The organism is Streptomyces sp. ADI95-16 (assembly GCF_003721495.1).
GTDB classification, from domain to species: domain Bacteria; phylum Actinomycetota; class Actinomycetes; order Streptomycetales; family Streptomycetaceae; genus Streptomyces; species Streptomyces goshikiensis.
Genome location: NZ_CP033583.1, coordinates 138,702 through 156,093 on the forward strand (window position 1 = coordinate 138,702; position 17,392 = coordinate 156,093).

The following is a 17,392-nucleotide window of genomic DNA, read 5'->3' on the forward strand; positions in this document are numbered from 1 at the left end:
AGCGAGTTGCTTCACACAACCAATGAGTGAGGAGGCGGCGGTGAGACCGCTCGTACGAGGAATCCTGAAGGGTTCCCTCCAGCAGATCCAGCACATCGCGGCCGTCCGGCCCGCCGACGCCGATGGGCTGTTGGCCGAGGTCTACGGCCAGGCTCGCAGGGAGCTCGGAGTCGTCGCTCCGCCGCTGGCCCTGCATTCGCCGGCGCCCGAGGCGCTCGCGGCCTCCTGGACGCTGCTGCGCGAGACCCTCCTCGTCGAGGGGCTCGTGGGACGCGCGGCCAAGGAGGCCGTGGCCACCGGGGTCTCGCAGGCCAACGAGTGCTCGTACTGTGTCGAGGTCCACCAGGCCAAGCTGCAGACGCTCACCGACACCGACGCGGACACCGAGGCGCACCGGGCACTGTGCGACTGGGCCCGTGCCAGCGCGAACGTCGCCGCAGGCCAGAGCACGCTGCCCGCGACCGCGGCCGAGGCGCCTGAGATCTACGGCGTCGCCGTGACCTTCCACTACCTCAACCGGATGGTCCGCCTCTTCCTCCCCGACTCGCCCGTCCCCGACGCGGCCCCCCGTGCCGGGCGGGGCCCGGTCATGCGGATGGTCGCCCGGGCCATGCGGCCCGACGCGGGCACGACCGTCACGCCCGGCGCGTCACTCGACCTGCTGCCGACGGCTCCGCTGCCGCGTTCCCTGGCCTGGGCCGAGGGCAACACTCACGTCGCCGGAGCGCTGGCCCGGTCCATCGCCGCCCTCGACGCCCGCGCCGAAAGCTGGATCCCCGAGCCCGTACGTGACCGGCTGCACGCCGAACTCTCCGTCCACGACGGCGTCGCCCCCGGTCCCAGCCGGGTCTGGCTCGACGTCGCGCTCGAAGGCCTGATCGACGAGCAGCGGCCCGCCGCCCGGCTGGCGTTGCTCATCGCCCTCGCTCCGTATCAGGTCACCGACGCGGACATCGAAGCCTTCCGCGCCGTGCACGCCGGTGACCGCGAACTGATCGAACTCGCCTCGTGGGCGGCGCTGACCGCCGCCGTCGGGATCGGTGCCCGGTTTCCGGTCCCCGGCCTTCCCACTGCCCGCGCCGCCCGCTGACCGGCGGCACCCCCGCAACACCCACAACCACCCGTATCAAGGAGACACCACCATGAGCACGCTCAACGACGTACTGAAGGACCTGGCCACCGACATCGAGGAGACCGCACGCCTCGTCGAGGGCCTGGACGAGGCTGCCTGGGCCACCCCGACCCCGGCGACCGGCTGGAGCATCGCCGACCAGATCGCCCACCTGACCTTCATCTTCCACCTGGCCGGCACCGCCGCCTCCGACGGCGAGGCCTTCGCGAAGATCGCTTCCGGCGCTTCCGACGACTTCGACGGCGCGGTCAACTCCGCCCTCCAGCAGTTCAACCAGTTCCCGCCCGCCCAGCTCCTGGCCCGCTTCCGCGCCCTGGGCCAGTCCTCCGTCGACGCCCTGGCGGCCGTCCCCGAGGGCCAGGTCGTCCCCTGGCTCGTCAACCCGCTGCCGCCCACGGTTCTGGCCTCCGCCGGAATCATGGAGCTCTTCGGCCACGGCCAGGACATAGCCGACGCGCTCGGCGTCCGCCGGGAAGCGACCGACCGGCTGCGCCACTTGGTCCTCTTCGCCTTCCTCACCCGGGACTTCGGCTACCTCTCGCGCGGCCTGACGCCGCCGGCCGAGCCGTTCCGCATCGAGGTCACCTCGCCGGCCGGTGAGGTGTGGGCCTTCGGTCCCGAGGACGCCGCGAACAAGGTCACCGGTCCGGCCGAGGACTTCTGCCTGCTGGTCACCCGCCGCCGGCACCGCGACGACCTCGCCCTCGTCGCCACCGGCGAGGAGGCGGACCGCTGGCTGGACATCGCCCAGGCCTACCGCGGTCCGGCCGGCGAAGGCCGCGTCGCAGGCCAGTTCGCCCACCAGGACTGCGACCACTGAGCCGCACGTGACCGCCGCGCCGCCCGCCGCCCGAAGCCCACCAGCCGTCCCGCCCTCATCGCCTCACCAGGAGTCCCCATGACCGACACCACGCTGCGCACCGCCGTCATCATCGGCTGCGGTGCCACCGGGACCTCAGTGGCCCTCGCCCTCACCGCGGCGGGTGTCGACGTCGCCCTGATCGACCGGGATCCGCGGGCCACGGCCGAGGCTGCGGCCCTCGGCGGTGGGCGTCCCTGGTCCCCCGCCCGCCCGCCGGCAGACCTGGTCGTCGTCGCCACCCCTCCGTCGTCCGTCGTCGACATCCTGCACACGGCGCAGGCCAGGGGCATGGGCCACGTCTACACCGACACGGCGGGCACGAAGGACATCGTGAGCGCCGACGCGGAGCTGCGCGGATGCGATCTCAAGGGGTACGTGCCCGGCCACCCGATGGCAGACTCCGACGCGCCGGGCAGGAACGGCGCCGACGCCGGCCGGTTTGACGGACGTCCCTGGATCCTGTGCCCCTATGAGAGCACCCCCGACTGGGCGCTCGACACCGTTGGCGCCCTGATAGAGCTGTGCGGCGCGGTCCGCCGGGACATGGCCCCCGACGCTCACGACCGGGCCGTCGCCGTCGTCTCGCACGCTCCGTACCTGAGCCAGGCGGCCGTCGCGGCGGAGTTCGCCGACGCGGGAGCCGACCTGTCGGCCCTCGTCGGGCCGGAGCTGTTGACGGGCATCCGGGCGGCCGGCGCGGATCCGGCCACCGGCAGCGACCTGCTGACACACAACGCGGGCCCCGTCGCCGACGCCCTCGACCGGATCGCCGACCGCATCGCGGCGGTGGCCCGCATCCTGCACGAGGGCGCGGAGACCGCTCCCGTCGAGCTCGCCGCACTGCTGGAGCTGGGAGCGCGTGGACATCGGGCGGTGGCGGGGGTGCCCGGGCACAGCACGACCGAGGATGCGCCGCGGCCCGACCCGGCGTGACGGTCGGAGGGTACCGTCCCCCACTGAGAGAACCGGATCCCATGCCCCGAACCCCCCACCTCCTCCTGCGTCCCGCCTTCGACGTTCTGGCGGCGTACGGCTGGCTGCTGATCGGCCCCGTCCTGCCGACGGCCCCGGTGGCGCCCCTCACGGGCCCCGGACCGGGTCACCCCGAACGGCTCTGCCCCGAGCGGCCCCTGACCGCGGGGGAACGCGCGCTGGCGCGACAGCTGGCGAGCTGATCAAGGCCGGCTTCAGCCGAGATCCGGCCAACACCGCAAATTGAGAGATGTGGCCGCCCCCCGGTGGGTGTGACCTTCTAGGCACGACCGCCGCAGGAGGAGCCAGCCATGTCCGATGACAGCCGCGGGGTGACCATCACCCCGGGCGACGCCCGCTATCCGGGGCTGGTGGAGGGTTACAACCACCGGTTCACCGGCCGGCCCGACTGCGTGAGGCTCGTCCGCAGCGCCGACGAGGTGGCGGCCGCTCTCCAGGAAGCGGTGGACGGCGGCCTGCGGACGGCGGTCCGCAGCGGTGGGCACTGCTTCGAGGACTTCACCGCGTCCCCCGACATCCGGGTGCTGCTCGACCTCTCGCCGATGTCCGCCGTCTCGTACGACGCGGACATGGGCGCTTTCGCCGTCGAGGGCGGTGCGACCCTGGACCGCGTCTACCAGGAGCTGTACGACGGCTGGGGCGTCACCATCCCGGCCGGCACCTGCTTCGAGGTCGGCGTCGGCGGCCACATCGCGGGTGGCGGCTACGGCCACCTCTCGCGCCGCGACGGACTCGTGGTCGACCACCTGTACGCCGTCGAGGTCGTGACGGTCGATGACTCCGGCCGCGTGAGGACCATCGTGGCGACCCGCGAGAGGAAGGACCCGCACCACGACCTGTGGTGGGCCCACACCGGTGGGGGCGGCGGCAACTTCGGTGTCGTCACCCGGTACTGGCTGCGCAGCCCGGGTGGCGTCCCGGCCGCTCCCGAGCAGGCGTTGCCGCGCGCGCCCCGGCGGATCCGCCGCGCCGATGTCACCTGGTCGTGGGATTCCCTCGGTGAGAAGGCATTCATCCGGATCCTGTCCAACTACACCGCCTGGCACGAGGAGAACAGCGCACCCGACTCTCCGGGCCGCCACATCTGGAGCAACTTCATCGTCCTCCACCGCTCCGCCGGCGTGTTCTTCCTGAACACGGTCATCGACGAGGACGTGCCCGGCGCCGCGGAACTGATGGCCGCCCACCTGGCCGCCATCACCTCCGGCACCGACGTGCAACCGGTGTCCGTCGAGGAGCGGGTCGTGTCCTGGATAGACACCTGGATGCCCTCCTACAGCTGGCCCAGCGACCCCCGCGGCCGTTACAAGAACAAGGCCGGGTACCTGCGCCGCGGTTTCACCGAGCGCCAGCTCGTCGCCGTGCACCGTCATCTGACGGACATCGGATACGACAACCCCATGGCCTGCCTCGTGCTGACCGGATTCGGCGGGCAGGTGAACGCAGTCGCCTCCGACGCCACGGCCGTGCCCCAGCGAGACTCCGTCCTCAAGGCGTCCTACTCGGCCGGTGCCTGGACGGACCCTGCCGAGGACGACAAGCACACCTCCTGGGTACGGGCCTTCTACCGCGACGTTTACGCCGAGACCGGCGGAGTCCCGAAGCCGGACGACGTCAACGACGGCTCCTACATCAGCTATCCCGACGTGGACCTCGCCGACCCGGCCTGGAACACCTCCGATACCGGCTGGCAGACCTTGTACTACAAGGACAACTACCCCCGCCTGCAGCAGGTCAAGAAGGCCTACGACCCGCGGAACACCTTCCGTCACGGGCTCTCGATCGAGCTGCCTTCCTGACGCGCACCTCACACATCCACTTCAGACCCGACACAGGGAGATCACCAGCATGACCACCACCACGACCACCGCCCCCGCCGCCCTGGCCGAAGACGCCGCCGCCGTAGCCGCGGTGCCGCAGCGCATCATCGAGGCCTGGGCCGCGCAGGACGCCACCGCCTTCGGCGAGGTGTTCACCGAGGACGGCACCATGGTCCTGCCCGGTGTCCACGAGACCGGCCGGGACCGGATCACGGCCTTCATGACGCAGGCGTTCGCCGGACCGTACAAGGGCACCCGCGTCACCGGCACCCCGCTGACCGTGAAGTTCCTCTCCCCCGAGAACGTGGTCGTGATCACCCAGGGCGGCGTCCTCGCCCCCGGTGAGTCCGAGGTCGCCGCCCAGCGCGCCGTACGGGCCATCTGGGTCCTGACCAAGAAGGACGGCCAGTGGCTCATCGCCGCCTACCAGAACACCCCGCGCCACACTCCCTGACCGACGCCATCCGCGAAGAGGTGAACACAGTGGGCAAGACGGCCGGAGGCCGGGCAGTGGTGCTCGGCGGCAGCATGGCGGGGCTTCTCGCCGCCCGAGTACTCTCCGAAACCTATGCAGAGGTCCTGCTGGTCGACCGGGACCGGCTGGCGGACACGTCCACCCCCCGCCGCGGGGTGCCGCAGGGCCGTCATGCCCACGGGCTGGTCGCCCGGGGCCAGCAGATCCTGGAGCAGCAGTTCCCCGGGCTCACCGAAGAGCTGAGGACAGCGGGCGTCGAACCCGGCGACTTCGGCGGCGACATACGCTGGTACTTCAACGGGGAGCGCATGGCTCCAGGCCCGACCGGGCTGATCGCGATGCCCGCCACCCGCCCGGTGCTGGAGCAGCACGTGCGCCGACGCGTGCGGGCGCTCTCCAACGTCACGTTCCTTGACGAGCACGACATCCTCGGGCTGGACACGACGGACGACCGCGCACGGGTTACGGGAGCGGTGGTCCAGGCGCGCGAGAGCGGCAGCACGCCGCGCACGCTCCGGGCCGACCTGGTCGTCGACACCACGGGACGGGGGTCCCGCGCCCCGGTCTGGCTGGAGGAGCTCGGTTACGCGCGCCCCGAGGAGGAGCGCGTCGAGATCGACCTCGCATACACGACGCGACACTACCGGCTGGACACCGACCCTCTCGGTGACGACCAGGCGATCATCCCGGCCGCGACGCCGGACCATCCGCGCGGCGGCTTCTTCTACCGCCTGCCGGGCGAGGGGAACCGCTTCGAGCTCTCCCTGACCGGCATTCTCGGGGACCACCCGCCCACGGACCCCGAGGGATTCCTCGCTTTCGCGCGCTCGCTTCCCATTCCGGACATCCACGACGCGATCGTGGACGCGGAGCCGCTGGACGACCCGGTAATGCACCGCTACCCGGCAAGCGTCTGGCGCCATTTCGAGCGTCTCCAGCGGTTCCCGGACGGGTTCCTCGTCATGGGCGACGCCGTGTGCAGCTTCAACCCGATCTACGCGCAGGGCATGACGGTCGCCGCGATGGAGTCGCTGGAGCTCCGGCGCCACCTGCAGCGCGGACCGGTCCGGGCCACCGCCTTCTACAAGGACATCGCCGCCAGGATCAGGGCTCCATGGGAGCTCGCTGCGGGGTCGGACCTCGGCTACGCCGGTGTGCCGGGCCGCCGCCCGCTCAAGGTCAGGCTCGCCAACGCCTACGTGGCCAGACTGCAGAGCGCCGCCGTGTACGACCCCGCGCTCAGCGAGGCCTTCATCCGCGTGGCGGGGCTGATCGACCCGCCGCCGGCACTGATGCGCCCCCGCACGATGCTGCGGGTGCTGCGGGTCTCGCGCGCCGCCCGGTCCGGCAGGGCCGTCGTGCCCCGGCCCCCGGCCAAGGCACCGGCCAAGGGCCAGAACCGCGTTCCCGTCACCCACTCCTGATGCCCACCCGGGCCGCCCTGCCGGCGCCGCCCGGGTACAACGAGAGGCTTTCCTCCCATGCGTCCCTTCCGTATTGACATACCGCAGGCCGACCTCGACGACCTGCAGGATCGCCTCGCCCGTACCCGCTGGGCCGAGGACGAGATCCCGGACCAGGGCTGGTCCCGCGGCATTCCCGCGGGCTACCTCAAGGAACTGGCCGAGTACTGGCGCTCAGGCTTCGACTGGCGGGCCGCTGAGGCCCGGCTCAACCAGTACCCGCAGTTCATCACGGAGATCGACGGGACCGATGTCCACTTCCTGCACGTCACCTCCCCGGTGCCGACCGCCCGTCCACTGATCATCACCCACGGCTGGCCGGGTTCAGTGGCGGAATTCCTCGACGTGATCGGTCCGCTGACCGACCCCGCCGCTCATGGAGGCGACCCCGCGGACGCCTTCCACGTCGTCATCCCCTCCATCCCGGGCTACGGCTTCTCGGGCCCGACCGGCCAGGCCGGCTGGGACACCAAGCGGGTGGCACGGGCATGGGCCGAGCTGATGAGCCGCCTCGGCTACGACCGGTACTTCGTGCAGGGCGGCGACTGGGGCATGGCGATCTCCCTCGAACTGGGCCTGGCCGATCCGGAACACGTGGCCGGCGTCCACGTGAACATGTTCGTGACCTTCCCGCCCCAGGCCCCCGAAGCCTTCGCGGACCTGGACGCGACCGACTTGGCCCGGCTGGAGTTCGCGGGCCGCTTCCAGCAGGACGGCATGGGCTGGCAGCGGATCCAGTCCACCCGGCCGCAGACCCTCTCGTACGGTCTGACGGACTCCCCGGTGGGGCAGCTCGCCTGGATCGCCGAGAAGTTCAAGGAGTGGACGGCCTCGGACAAGGTTCCCGAGGATGCCGTCAGCCGTGACCACCTGCTGACCAACGTCTCGATCTACTGGTTCACGGCGACCGCGGGCTCCAGCGCCCAGCTGTACTACGAGTCGGCGCACGGTGACGAGGCCTTCGTGAAGACCTGGGGCGGCCCGTGGCCGCTGGAGATGCCCGTCGGCGTCGCGGTCTTCCCCGAGGACGCGGCGCTGCCGATCCGCCGGTGGGCCGACCCGCTGCTGCCGTCGCTGACCCACTGGAGCGAATTCGACAAGGGCGGCCACTTCGCCGCGATGGAGCAGCCGGGATTGCTCGTCGAGGACGTCCGCACCTTCGCCCGTTCCGTCGGCTGACCCACAGACCGAACGAATCCCCCCCCCATGAGCCGAGGGCGGCCGAGCGCGACGACGCCCGGCCGCCCTCGGCCGCTTTCCTAGGAGACTTCCCGTGTCAACCACCCTCAGCGACAGACGCTCGGGCCCCGCTGCGGCGGCCGTCGCGCCGCAGGCGGCCTCCGCCACGGCGGCCCGTCGGGCCGCGCGCCTGCCCGGCCTCACCGGTCTGCGTTTCTTCGCCGCCCTGCTGGTCTTCGTGTACCACGCCACGTACGTCCCTGTTTTCGCGGACGCCTCGTTCTCCCAGCACTACGCCTTCCTCGCGGGCAAGGCCGGCAACCTCGGCGTCTCGTTCTTCTTCGTCCTCAGCGGATTCGTGCTGACCTGGGCCGCACGCGCGGACGAGAAGGCCCCCCGGTTCTGGCGCCGGAGGTTCTTCAAGATCTTCCCGAGCCACGCCGTGGTCTTCGTCCTGGCATTGGCCCTGCTGCCGCTCAGCGGCATGCCGCTCAAGCCGCTGGAGGCGACGGCGAACTTCCTGCTCGTCCAGGCGTGGCTGCCGGACAGTGACTTCATCGTCTACTCGGTCAACGGCGTCACCTGGTCCCTCTCGGTCGAGCTGGCCTTCTACGCGGCCTTCCCCCTCCTCGTCCGGCTCGTTCGCGCAATCCGGCCGGAGCGGCTGTGGGCGTGGACCGCGGCCGTGGTCCTGGCGGCGCTGGCCGTCCCGGCCGTCACCTCCGTCACGCTCGACGGACCCCCGAACATGATGGTTCCCGGGGTCTCCTGGGAGCAGTTGTGGACCGGATACTTCTGCCCGCCCGTGCGCGCGCTGGAGTTCGTCGCCGGCATGCTGACCGCCCGGCTCGTGATGGAGGGCCGCTGGAAGTTGCGGATCGGTGTGCTGCCCGCGACGGTTCTCGTCGGCGCGGCGTACGCGGTATCGCTGTACGCCCCGGTCGTCTTCGGATTCGCGGCGCTCTACGTCGCTCCGCTCGCGGTGCTGATCGCGGCGGTGGCCCGGCGCGACATCGAGGGCCGCAGCACGTGGATGGCCGGCCGCCCGATGCAGTGGCTCGGCGAGGCGTCGTACGCCGTCTTCCTGCTCAACCTGCTCGTCCTGATGAATCTGCACCCGCTCCTCGGCGCCCCGGCGTGGGGGACAGCGGCGGGGATCCTCTACCACGTGGCCACCCTGGCCCTGACGGTCGTCCTCGCCCGCCTGGTCTACGTACTCGTGGAGCGGTCGGCCATGCGCCGTCTGGGCTGAGCTCCGCCGGGAGGATCCGAGGCTCCAACGCGTGATGCCGGACGACTACGTCGTCCGGCATCAGCGTTCCCGTCGCCCGTTGTGGCCCGGGGCGTCAGACCTTGGTCAGGGCCTCGCGGTCCTTCGTGTCGACCGAGGCCGGGGCCGCAGGGGCCGGAGCCGCGGCGGGCTTGTCGAAGATCCTGCGCAGCTTGCGGCTGAGGGGCTGCTCAAGGGCGTAGTGGCTCACGAGCGCCGCGACCACGGAGGCCGCCAGCGAGAAGGCGAACATGGGCCAGAAGCCGACCTGTCCGCGGATCATGCCGTCCGGGACAGCGGTCTTCCCGAAGATGCTGCCGTCCTGGAGGATCACGTAGACGAAGAAGACGTGCCACAGGTAGATGCCGTACGAGATGCGGCCGAGGAAGACCATCGGACGGTTGCTGACGACCGCGTCGATCGTCCTGGACTGCGCGCCCGGAGCCACGACGGGGATGACCAGCAGCATGGCGAAGGCGAAGAACAGCACGTGCATGACCATCTGCTGGGTCAGGGCGCCCCAGTCACCCATGCCCGGGTTGCCGAACGGCTGCGGGACGTTGAGGGCGTACGCGACCACGGCCGCGGCCCAGAAGGCCAGCGGCCGCTTCGCCGCCGCGCGGTAGAGCGCGGGGACGCGGCCTGTCACCTCGCTGTACGCGGTGAGCACGGCCAGGCCCATGCCGCCGGCGAAGAAACCGATGTAGCCGAACGGGAAGAAGTTCAGGTACCACACGTCCGCGGTCATTGACGGCAGGAAGCAGTACGCGGTCCAGGCGGCACCGACCAGCACCAGGGCACCGATGGGCAGCAGCATGCGGCGCATCCGCCGCGCCGGGTCGGCGACACCTCGCGCGATCTTGTGGACCACCCAGGCGACGGCCGGAAGCGAGAGGTAGAACACCATCTCGGCGGGCACGGTCCAGGTGGGTTCGAGGCCGACGATCCACTCGGTCCGTACAAAGAAGTGGACCATCAGCAGCGGACGCAGGACGTACCAGGCGCTGTCGATCTTGTCGAAGTTCAGGGTCAGGATCGCGACGACCGTCACCAGCCAGAACGCGGGGACGATGCGCAGGACGCGGCGCCACAGGAAGGGCAGCACGGGCTGCTTCGCCGCCTCGCCCGACATCGTCCGGCGGGCGAACGGCAGGTACAGCATGAGCCCTGAGAGGATGAAGAACGGAGGCAGGAAAACGCCCATGCCCGCGGTGAGGTGGCCCCAGACATTGTCCCGGGGGTCGGCGAAGTGGTGCATCACCCCGGCGCTGTAGGACACATGGAAGATGAGGACGGCGAGTGCGCACAGTCCTCGAAGGCCATCGAGCGCGGGAACTCTCGCCTTCTCGACGGGGCCCGTGCCCGCCCTGCCCGTAGTGCGTGTTGCCACAGTTGGCACTCCCTCGTGAATGAATCAAGCCACCTGATCGAGTCACGGTGATCCTCCCGTCGGGCAGGGAGGCCGCGCACCTTCTGGCTTGCTGTTCTGGGGAGTTGAGGGCAGGCGGAAGCAGGGCGGGGGACGCCGCCCTGCGCGCGGGCTGTCACCGCTCGGGTTCGGGGACCCGAGCGGTGGGTCAGGCCCAGTCGCGGGAGTGGAACGCGAACTCCAGAGCCTGGCCCTCCAACGCCGCGTGGAGTTCGGCGAGAGCGGACCGCACCGCAGCGAGCACACCCGGGACCTCAACCGTGTCGGCCAGCCGGAGCAGTCGTGCGTAGGAGTCTTTGAGCTCCTGCTCCTGCCACGCGGTCAGTTCAGCTTGCCCGTTCATCGCGGAACCTCTTCGCCTTCACTTCGAATCGGGGGAGACTGCCGGGAGCCACCAGTTCGACCTCGGGCCGGAGACCGATCTGCTCCTTCATCTCGGCGCTGATGCGCGCGCCGAGCGCGGTGGTGTCGAGGCCCGGGACATCGCGGGGCTCCACCTGGATGACGACGGTGTCCAGCCCGCGGTCCGTGCGCAGCGCCGTCTGGAACTCGCTGATCTCGCCGAAGCCGCGCATGATGTCCTCCACCATCACGGGGGTGATGGAGACACCGCGGATCTTGCGCATCTCGTCGGTGCGTCCGAGGATGCCTCGGTCGAACCAGTCCCACGTCCGGCCGCAGCCGCATTCGTGCCAGGGCCGCTTTACCACCAGGTCGTCGGTCCAGTAGCGGAAGATCTGGATGCCTTCCCGGCCGAGGCCCGTCATCACGCGGACGCCCTGCTCGCCGTAGGCGACGGGCCGCTTCGTCTCGGGGTGCAGGACCTCTTCGATCACCCCGGTTTCGAGGATGTGGTTGGCGCCGGGACGGGCCGGACACTCGAACATGTTCAGAGTGCCGAGCTCGGTCATGCCCGCGACGTTGTAGACCGGCGATCCGAAAGCCCGCGCGATGGCCCGGTCCGTCTTCTCCGGACGGGGTTCGGCCGCCGCCACCAGTACCTTGACGTTGGCTTCGCGGGCGAGGTCGATGCCCATGTCCCGGGCGGTCTCGATCAGACGCAGGGCGTAGGTCGGCGTGCAGGCGAGGAACTCGATCTGCTGTTCGATGAGCAGCCTGATCCTGCTCTTGGAGTCCATGGAGCCGGTGGGCACCACGGTGGCGCCCAGCCGCTCCAGCCCGTAGTGCATTCCCCAGAAGCCGATGAACAGGCCGTAGCCGAAGGCGAGCATCGCCCGGTGCTGGGGGCGCGCACCCATTCCGTACAGGGCGGTGCACCACATGTCCGCACCCCACGTCCAGTCACGCGCCGTGTCGAAGGTGCGCACCGGCGGGGCGCCGCTGGTCCCGCTCGTCTGATGGTGGCGGATGGCCAGTGAGGGATCGACGGAAGGCAGCGTGCCGTAGGGCGGGGCCAGCTGCTGGGCCGCGGTGATGTCGGCCTTGTAGAGCAGCGGGACGCGCTCGAAGTACTCCTCCTGCGACGTGATGTCGGCCGGCAGGCGCTCGGCCCAGAAGGGCGAGTTCTCCCGGGCGTGATCCAGGGCTCGGCTGAGTTTGCGCCACTGCCAGGCCAACAGGTCCTGGCGCGGCATCGTCTCAGTCTTCTTGTTCCAGTACTCCACTTTCCCTCTCCACCAGCTTGGGAGCCATCGGATGCAGCACACAGGCGTCCGCCCATCCCGCCGCGACGACCGTGTCGACGTCGTCACGGCTGCGGGAGGCGGCGTCTACCAGAACCGTGATGCGGGCTTCGTTGCGGAGGGCGTCCGCGAGCGGGACCCCGTCCACGAGCAGTGCGTCGGATCCCGCTGTGGCCAGCCGGCCGGCGAGCTCCACCAGTTCGGCGGCGTCGAGCGCCTCGCCGGCGTCGTCGGTCGCGCGCGGCGCGGGCAGCGCGACCGCCACGGGGCGGTCCGCGGGCCAGTGCCCGCGCAGCCCCTTCAGAGCGGTCAGTCCGGCCTCCGTGTCATGGCCGAGGTCCATCACGACCATGGCGTACCCCGCGGCCAGGGCCCGCTCGGCGAGGCCGGAGTACTCCTCCGGCCCGTCCAAAACGGGCACGCGCAGACCGGCCGGGTTGCCACCATCCGGCGCGGCGGGGAGGTTGTGGAGGTCCGAGGCGGTGACGAGCGACAGGCCGGCACCTCGGGCGCCGGTCAGGCTGACGATGCGGTTGGGCAGCACGAGGGGGCCCACACGCAGCGGGGCGAAGGCTGGCGACGGGGCCACCTCGACCGGGGTTCCCGCTGCCCGGCTGTGGAACCAGCCGTCGTATCGCGCGATGAACTCCGGGTCTCGGCGTGCGATGTCCGAGTGGGTGATCTTCCAGGAGCGGGCCGTCAGCTGGTAGGCGAACTGGTCCGGCTCGAAGTTGAGATAGCGCGGCATCTTCTCGAAGTACCGCTCGGAACGACGTGCGGCCGTCTGGAACTTCCGCACCTGCGGCCGACGGACCTCCTCGAACCGCGCGAGCGCGCCGGTGAGCGTGTCCTGACGCGTGGCCAGTTCTCCGGCGAGGACGATGGCGTCCTCGACGGCGAGCCGGGTACCGGATCCGATCGACCAGTGCGCCGTGTGGGCGGCGTCGCCGATCAGCACGATGTTGTCGTGGTGCCACGTCGCGCAGCTCAGGTGGGGGAAGCGCATCCACGGAGAGCCCTTCGACAGGATCGGCGCTCCCTCCAGGTCCTGCGCGAAGATCTGCTCGCACAGACGGGCCGACGCCGCCTCGTCCATGCCGGACAGTCCCGACTTCTCCCACGCCTCGGGCGACGCGTGGACGATCAGCGAGCTCCACGGCTGGCCGGACGGGTAGACGTAGGCCCGGAAGATGCCCCAGGGCGTGTCACGGAAGACGTAGGTGAAGTCGTCGAAGACCCGCTCGGTGCCGAACCACGCGTAGACGAACTCCGACTCCTTGACCTCAGGCAGGAAGCGGTCCCGGTGCGCTTCCCGAACGACGGAGCGCACCCCGTCGGCGCCCACGATCAAGTCGGCCCCCTCGTGAGCGTCGAGGCTCTCGACCGCGTGCCCGAACGTCAGCCGGGCTCCCGCCTCGGCGGCAGCACGCTGCAGGATGCCGAGCAGGGTGGCGCGGGCGATCCCGTGGAAGCGATTCCCGTTGACCCGGCGCCTGAACCCCTGGTGCCGTACGTCGACATGCGTCCACGTGGTACCGGCTGCGACGACCGCCGCGTGGATGTCGGGGGCCGCCTTCGCCAGTTGGTCCAGCGCCCCCTCGGGGAACACGACACCCCAGCCGTACGTCGTGTCGGCCTCGTGCCGCTCGAACACCCGCACGTCGTCGGCGACGCCGAGGCGGCGCAGGAGGACAGCGGTCAGGAGCCCGCCGGGGCCGCCGCCGATGATGTCCACTCGCATGTCGGTCACAACTCCTTCGCCCGGGGTGCCCCGGCGGCGCTCTTCCAGGAGCGCACCGCGGCGGCCAGTGCCTTCGGCCGGTCGCCGACGGCGGACGTCCGTATCACTCTGATCAGTTCGCTGCCGACCACCACTCCGGCCGCATGCGGTGCCAGGGCCGAGACCTCCCGCGCGGAGCTGACGCCGAAACCCACGAGAAACGGTTTGGTGGCGGTCGAGGCGAGCCCCCGCGCAAGCCGCTGCGCGCTGCCGAGCTCCAGCTGGTCGCCGGTACGGTCCAGCAGCGCCCGATAGGTCAGGTGCGCGGCGGAGGCCTCAGCCCGGGCCACCTCGGCCGGGCCGGCGGAAACGGGGATCACCGGCACGGCGCTCAGCCCGGACGAGGCGACCTTCTCCAAGCCGTCGTCGTGCCAGGGCCGGGTGAGCACCACGCCGTCGGCGCCGGCCGCGGCAGCCTCGTTCAGCATCGCGTCCCAGCCCAGGTCGGCGACGGTCTCGGGGTACACGAGGGGGAGAAGCGGGGTTTGGGGCGCAGCCTCGCGCACCTGGTGGAACACTTCCCACGCCTCTTCCGTCGAGGAGCCCCGCGCCCGCTCGTACGAGCCGCGCATCTCCGCACCGCGCGGGCGTGCCGAGGGCGTCGGGATGCCCAGTTCGAGGATGTCGGCGCCCGCTTCGATAGCGGCCAGGGCGAGTTCGACGGGAGAGCAGTCGGGCGCGTACGTCAGGTAAAGGACCAGCAGGGCACGGTCCTCGGCGCCGGCGGTCCGCAGCTGGACGGCCAGTCGGTCTACCGCCGCCATGCCGCCCCTTCCAGGGCCCGCAGGAACGCGGCGGGATGGGGGTTCTTGGCCACGGCGGTGCCGATCAGCACGGCGTCCGCGCCGGCCTGTGCCGCTCGTGCCACGTCCTCGGGTGTGTGCAGGCCGCTCTCCGAGATGACGAGGATCTCGGGCGGTAGCAGCGCGGTGACCGACTCGCTGTGGCTGACCGTGCCCTCGTCGAGCTCCAGGGCTCTGATGTCCCGGTTGTTCAGGCCCACCACCCGGGCGCCGAGGGCGACAGCTTGCTCCGCCTCCTCGTGCGTGTGCACCCCGATGACGGGCTCGATGCCCAACGCCACGGCGCGGGCTTGCATCTCGGTGACGAGACCGATGTCGCCGATGGTCCGCAGGGTCAGATGGACGGCGTCGAAGCCCAGGGCATGCGATTCGTCGATCTGGCCGACGGAGGTGAAGAATTCCTTGCGCATCAGCGGAACTCCGGAGAGGGCGCGGATGCGGCGGGCGGTGCCAAGGCTCCCGCCGAAGTACACGGGCTCGGTGACCGTGGCGAGCGCGTCCACCCCCGCGTCGAGCAGCTCCCGCACGTAGTTCTCAAGCCCGGCGTCGGGTATCAACTCTCCGTCGCGGGGGGAGCGGCACTTCACGTCGACGATCAGCGCCGCGCGTCCTTCCCTCCGGGCAGTCGTGAGGGTCTCGGTGAAGGACCGGGCGGGCGGCCGGACGAGGGCGACACCAGGTGCGGTGCCCGGCTGGGCCGGGGGCCTGCCTTCGTTCCTGAGTGTCCCCGCCATCGCGCGCCCCTGTCAGTCTGTCGGCGCCGTGTGTCCGTCTCCCGGCACCTCTTGCCAGAGATCGTCACTCGGCGCCCCAACACGGTGCATCTCTTGAAATGCGGTGTGCAAACGGGAGGACGTGGACAACGCCACGGGGGGTACGACAGTAGCCGTACCCCCCTTGTGTGACCGGCGGTCGGTGTCAGGCCCGGGTGGTTTCCGCGTCGGTGGCGGTGACGGCTGTGTCGGGTCCGGCCTTGGCTTGTGGGGCGCGGCGCTCGCGCAGCGTTGTCCCGAGCAGGACGGCGAGTGTGGCCACGATGGCGGCCGAGACGCCGGCCACCGTGTTGAGCCCGCTGGTGAAGGCGTCGCGTGCCGTGTCCAGCAGCGATTGTCCCGTCAGGCCGGGCAGGGTGTCGGCGGCCACGGCGGCGCCGGCCAGCGTCTCCCGGGCGGTGTCGGCGGCGTGGGAGGTCAGCCCGTCCGGGAGGTCGGCGGACATGAGGTCGCGGTAGACGGCGGTACCCACCGTGCCCAGCAGGGCCAGGCCCAGCGTCGAGCCGAGGACATTGCTGCTCTCGGACAGCGAGGCCGCCGAACCGGCCTTCTCGACGGGCACGGAGCCGACCACCAGCCCGGTGCCCAGACCGAACAGGGGACCGACACCGAAGGCGACCAGAGCGACGCCCACCACGACGACGGCCACCCCCGACCCGCTGCCGACCAGGGCGAGGACCAGTAGTCCGGCCGTGGACACGGCCAGCCCGCCGACCATGGCGGTGAGGGGCTTGACCCATCGGACGAACAGGGGGGCCATCAGAACGCCAGCCGCGATGCCACCGCCCGTCGGGGCCTGCCACAGGCCGGCCTCGGCCGGGGTGAGTCCCGCCACGCTCTGGATGTACTGGCTCGTCAGGAACGAGGTGCCGGCGAAGGAGCCGGAGGCCAGGGCCATGGCTGCGAGCGCGATGCTGAACGCCGGACGCCCGAACAGGCGCAAGTCGACCAAGGGGTCGTCGATGCGGCGCTGGCGGCGGACGAAGGCGAGTGCGCTCGCCGCGCCCACGGCCAGCGCGAGCAGCGCCACCGTGGGCGTTTCGGCGTCGCCGGCGGCCAGCTCCTTGATGCCGTAGACGATGGGCAGCAGGGCCGACAGCGACAGCGCCACGCTCACCAGGTCCAGCTCCGAGGCCCGCTCGTTGCGGTACTCCGGCAGGAGTCGCGGCGCGGCCACGAGGAGGACCAGCATCACCGGTACGCCCAGCAGGAAGACCGAGCCCCACCAGAAGTGCTTGAGCATCAGTCCGCCGATGGCCGGCCCCAGAGCCGCTCCGCCGAACTGGCAGGCCGCCCACAGCGAGATGGCCAGGCCCCGCTGCCGGTCGTCACGGAACATGTTGCTGATCAGTGCCAGCGTCGAGGGGTTGAGCGTCGCGCCGGCGATGCCGAGCAGCGCGCGGGCGGCGATCAGCATCCACGGAGTGCCCGCGTACGCGGCCACGACCGAGGCGATGCCGAAGGCCGCCCCACCGATCATCAGCAGCCTGCGGCGGCCGATGCGGTCACCCAGCTTCCCCATGGTGATGAGGAAGCCGGCGAGCATGAACCCGTAGATGTCAGTGATCCACAGCTGCTCGGTGGCGCTCGTGCCGAGGTCTTCCGTCAGGTGAGGCAGTGCCAGGAAGAGCACACCTATGTCGAGGGCGATCAGCAGGGTCGGCAGCGCCAGGACCGCGAGGCCGATCCACTCGCGTCGGCCGGCCCGAAGGCCCGTCGACGTCATGGGCATGTCCTTCATGACACTTCCTCTACTCGTCCGGCTGCGGC

General features: G+C 70.9%; 16 protein-coding genes. 9 read left to right on the top strand and 7 right to left on the bottom strand.

From position 1 onward, the window contains the following. Window positions 1–40: 40 nt before the first annotated feature. From EES41_RS40545 to EES41_RS40585, 9 genes are all read left to right on the top strand, one after another. Complete coding sequence (locus EES41_RS40545) at window positions 41–1,090, top strand: carboxymuconolactone decarboxylase family protein (protein WP_123083519.1); 1,050 nt, start codon at window positions 41–43, stop codon at window positions 1,088–1,090. Between the two features lie 52 nt (window positions 1,091–1,142). Beyond that, window positions 1,143–1,952, top strand: a complete 810-nt coding sequence (locus EES41_RS40550; protein WP_123083520.1) for a TIGR03084 family metal-binding protein — start codon at window positions 1,143–1,145, stop codon at window positions 1,950–1,952. Between the two features lie 78 nt (window positions 1,953–2,030). Next, window positions 2,031–2,927, top strand: coding sequence for a prephenate dehydrogenase/arogenate dehydrogenase family protein (locus tag EES41_RS40555; protein ID WP_123083521.1), 897 nt, complete (start codon window positions 2,031–2,033; stop codon window positions 2,925–2,927). Between the two features lie 41 nt (window positions 2,928–2,968). Next, window positions 2,969–3,169 (top strand): DUF6059 family protein, encoded by a 201-nt coding sequence (locus tag EES41_RS40560; RefSeq protein WP_123083522.1) that lies wholly within the window; start codon window positions 2,969–2,971, stop codon window positions 3,167–3,169. 108 nt (window positions 3,170–3,277) lie between these two features. After that, the gene (locus tag EES41_RS40565) at window positions 3,278–4,786 is read left to right on the top strand and encodes an FAD-binding oxidoreductase (protein WP_123083523.1); all 1,509 of its coding nucleotides are present in this window, start codon (window positions 3,278–3,280) and stop codon (window positions 4,784–4,786) included. 49 nt (window positions 4,787–4,835) lie between these two features. Beyond that, window positions 4,836–5,261 carry an SgcJ/EcaC family oxidoreductase gene (locus EES41_RS40570; RefSeq protein ID WP_123083524.1) on the top strand — a complete coding sequence of 142 codons (426 nt, stop codon included), beginning with the start codon at window positions 4,836–4,838 and terminating at the stop codon, window positions 5,259–5,261. A 29-nt stretch (window positions 5,262–5,290) separates the two neighbouring features. Then, window positions 5,291–6,706, top strand: a complete 1,416-nt coding sequence (locus EES41_RS40575) for an NAD(P)/FAD-dependent oxidoreductase (protein ID WP_123083525.1) — start codon at window positions 5,291–5,293, stop codon at window positions 6,704–6,706. A gap of 57 nt (window positions 6,707–6,763) precedes the next feature. After that, a complete protein-coding gene (locus EES41_RS40580; protein WP_123083526.1) occupies window positions 6,764–7,924 on the top strand; it encodes an epoxide hydrolase family protein in 1,161 nt (386 codons plus the stop codon). Between the two features lie 94 nt (window positions 7,925–8,018). Beyond that, window positions 8,019–9,176, top strand: a complete 1,158-nt coding sequence (locus EES41_RS40585; RefSeq protein WP_123083527.1) for an acyltransferase — start codon at window positions 8,019–8,021, stop codon at window positions 9,174–9,176. A 94-nt stretch (window positions 9,177–9,270) separates the two neighbouring features. On the opposite strand, the gene EES41_RS40590 is transcribed toward EES41_RS40585, so the two are convergent. The 7 genes from EES41_RS40590 to EES41_RS40620 all read right to left on the bottom strand — a co-directional run bounded on the left by EES41_RS40590 (window position 9,271) and on the right by EES41_RS40620 (window position 17,363). Then, a complete protein-coding gene (locus EES41_RS40590) occupies window positions 9,271–10,584 on the bottom strand; it encodes an acyltransferase (protein WP_123083528.1) in 1,314 nt (437 codons plus the stop codon). 187 nt (window positions 10,585–10,771) lie between these two features. After that, a complete protein-coding gene (locus tag EES41_RS40595) occupies window positions 10,772–10,966 on the bottom strand; it encodes a DUF6052 family protein (RefSeq protein WP_123083529.1) in 195 nt (64 codons plus the stop codon). Continuing rightward, window positions 10,950–12,248 carry a phenylacetate--CoA ligase family protein gene (locus EES41_RS40600; protein WP_123083530.1) on the bottom strand — a complete coding sequence of 433 codons (1,299 nt, stop codon included), beginning with the start codon at window positions 12,246–12,248 and terminating at the stop codon, window positions 10,950–10,952. Before EES41_RS40600 ends, EES41_RS40595 begins: the two co-directional genes overlap by 17 nt. Further along, window positions 12,223–14,007 (bottom strand): FAD-dependent monooxygenase, encoded by a 1,785-nt coding sequence (locus tag EES41_RS40605; protein WP_254211980.1) that lies wholly within the window; start codon window positions 14,005–14,007, stop codon window positions 12,223–12,225. Before EES41_RS40605 ends, EES41_RS40600 begins: the two co-directional genes overlap by 26 nt. A gap of 5 nt (window positions 14,008–14,012) precedes the next feature. Then, window positions 14,013–14,810: a tryptophan synthase subunit alpha gene (locus EES41_RS40610; RefSeq protein WP_123083532.1), complete on the bottom strand. Its 798-nt coding sequence runs from the start codon at window positions 14,808–14,810 to the stop codon at window positions 14,013–14,015. Then, a complete protein-coding gene (locus EES41_RS40615) occupies window positions 14,798–15,583 on the bottom strand; it encodes an indole-3-glycerol-phosphate synthase (protein ID WP_123083533.1) in 786 nt (261 codons plus the stop codon). Before EES41_RS40615 ends, EES41_RS40610 begins: the two co-directional genes overlap by 13 nt. Before the next feature lie 184 nt (window positions 15,584–15,767). Continuing rightward, window positions 15,768–17,363, bottom strand: a complete 1,596-nt coding sequence (locus tag EES41_RS40620) for an MFS transporter (RefSeq protein WP_123083534.1) — start codon at window positions 17,361–17,363, stop codon at window positions 15,768–15,770. Window positions 17,364–17,392: the final 29 nt, after the last annotated feature.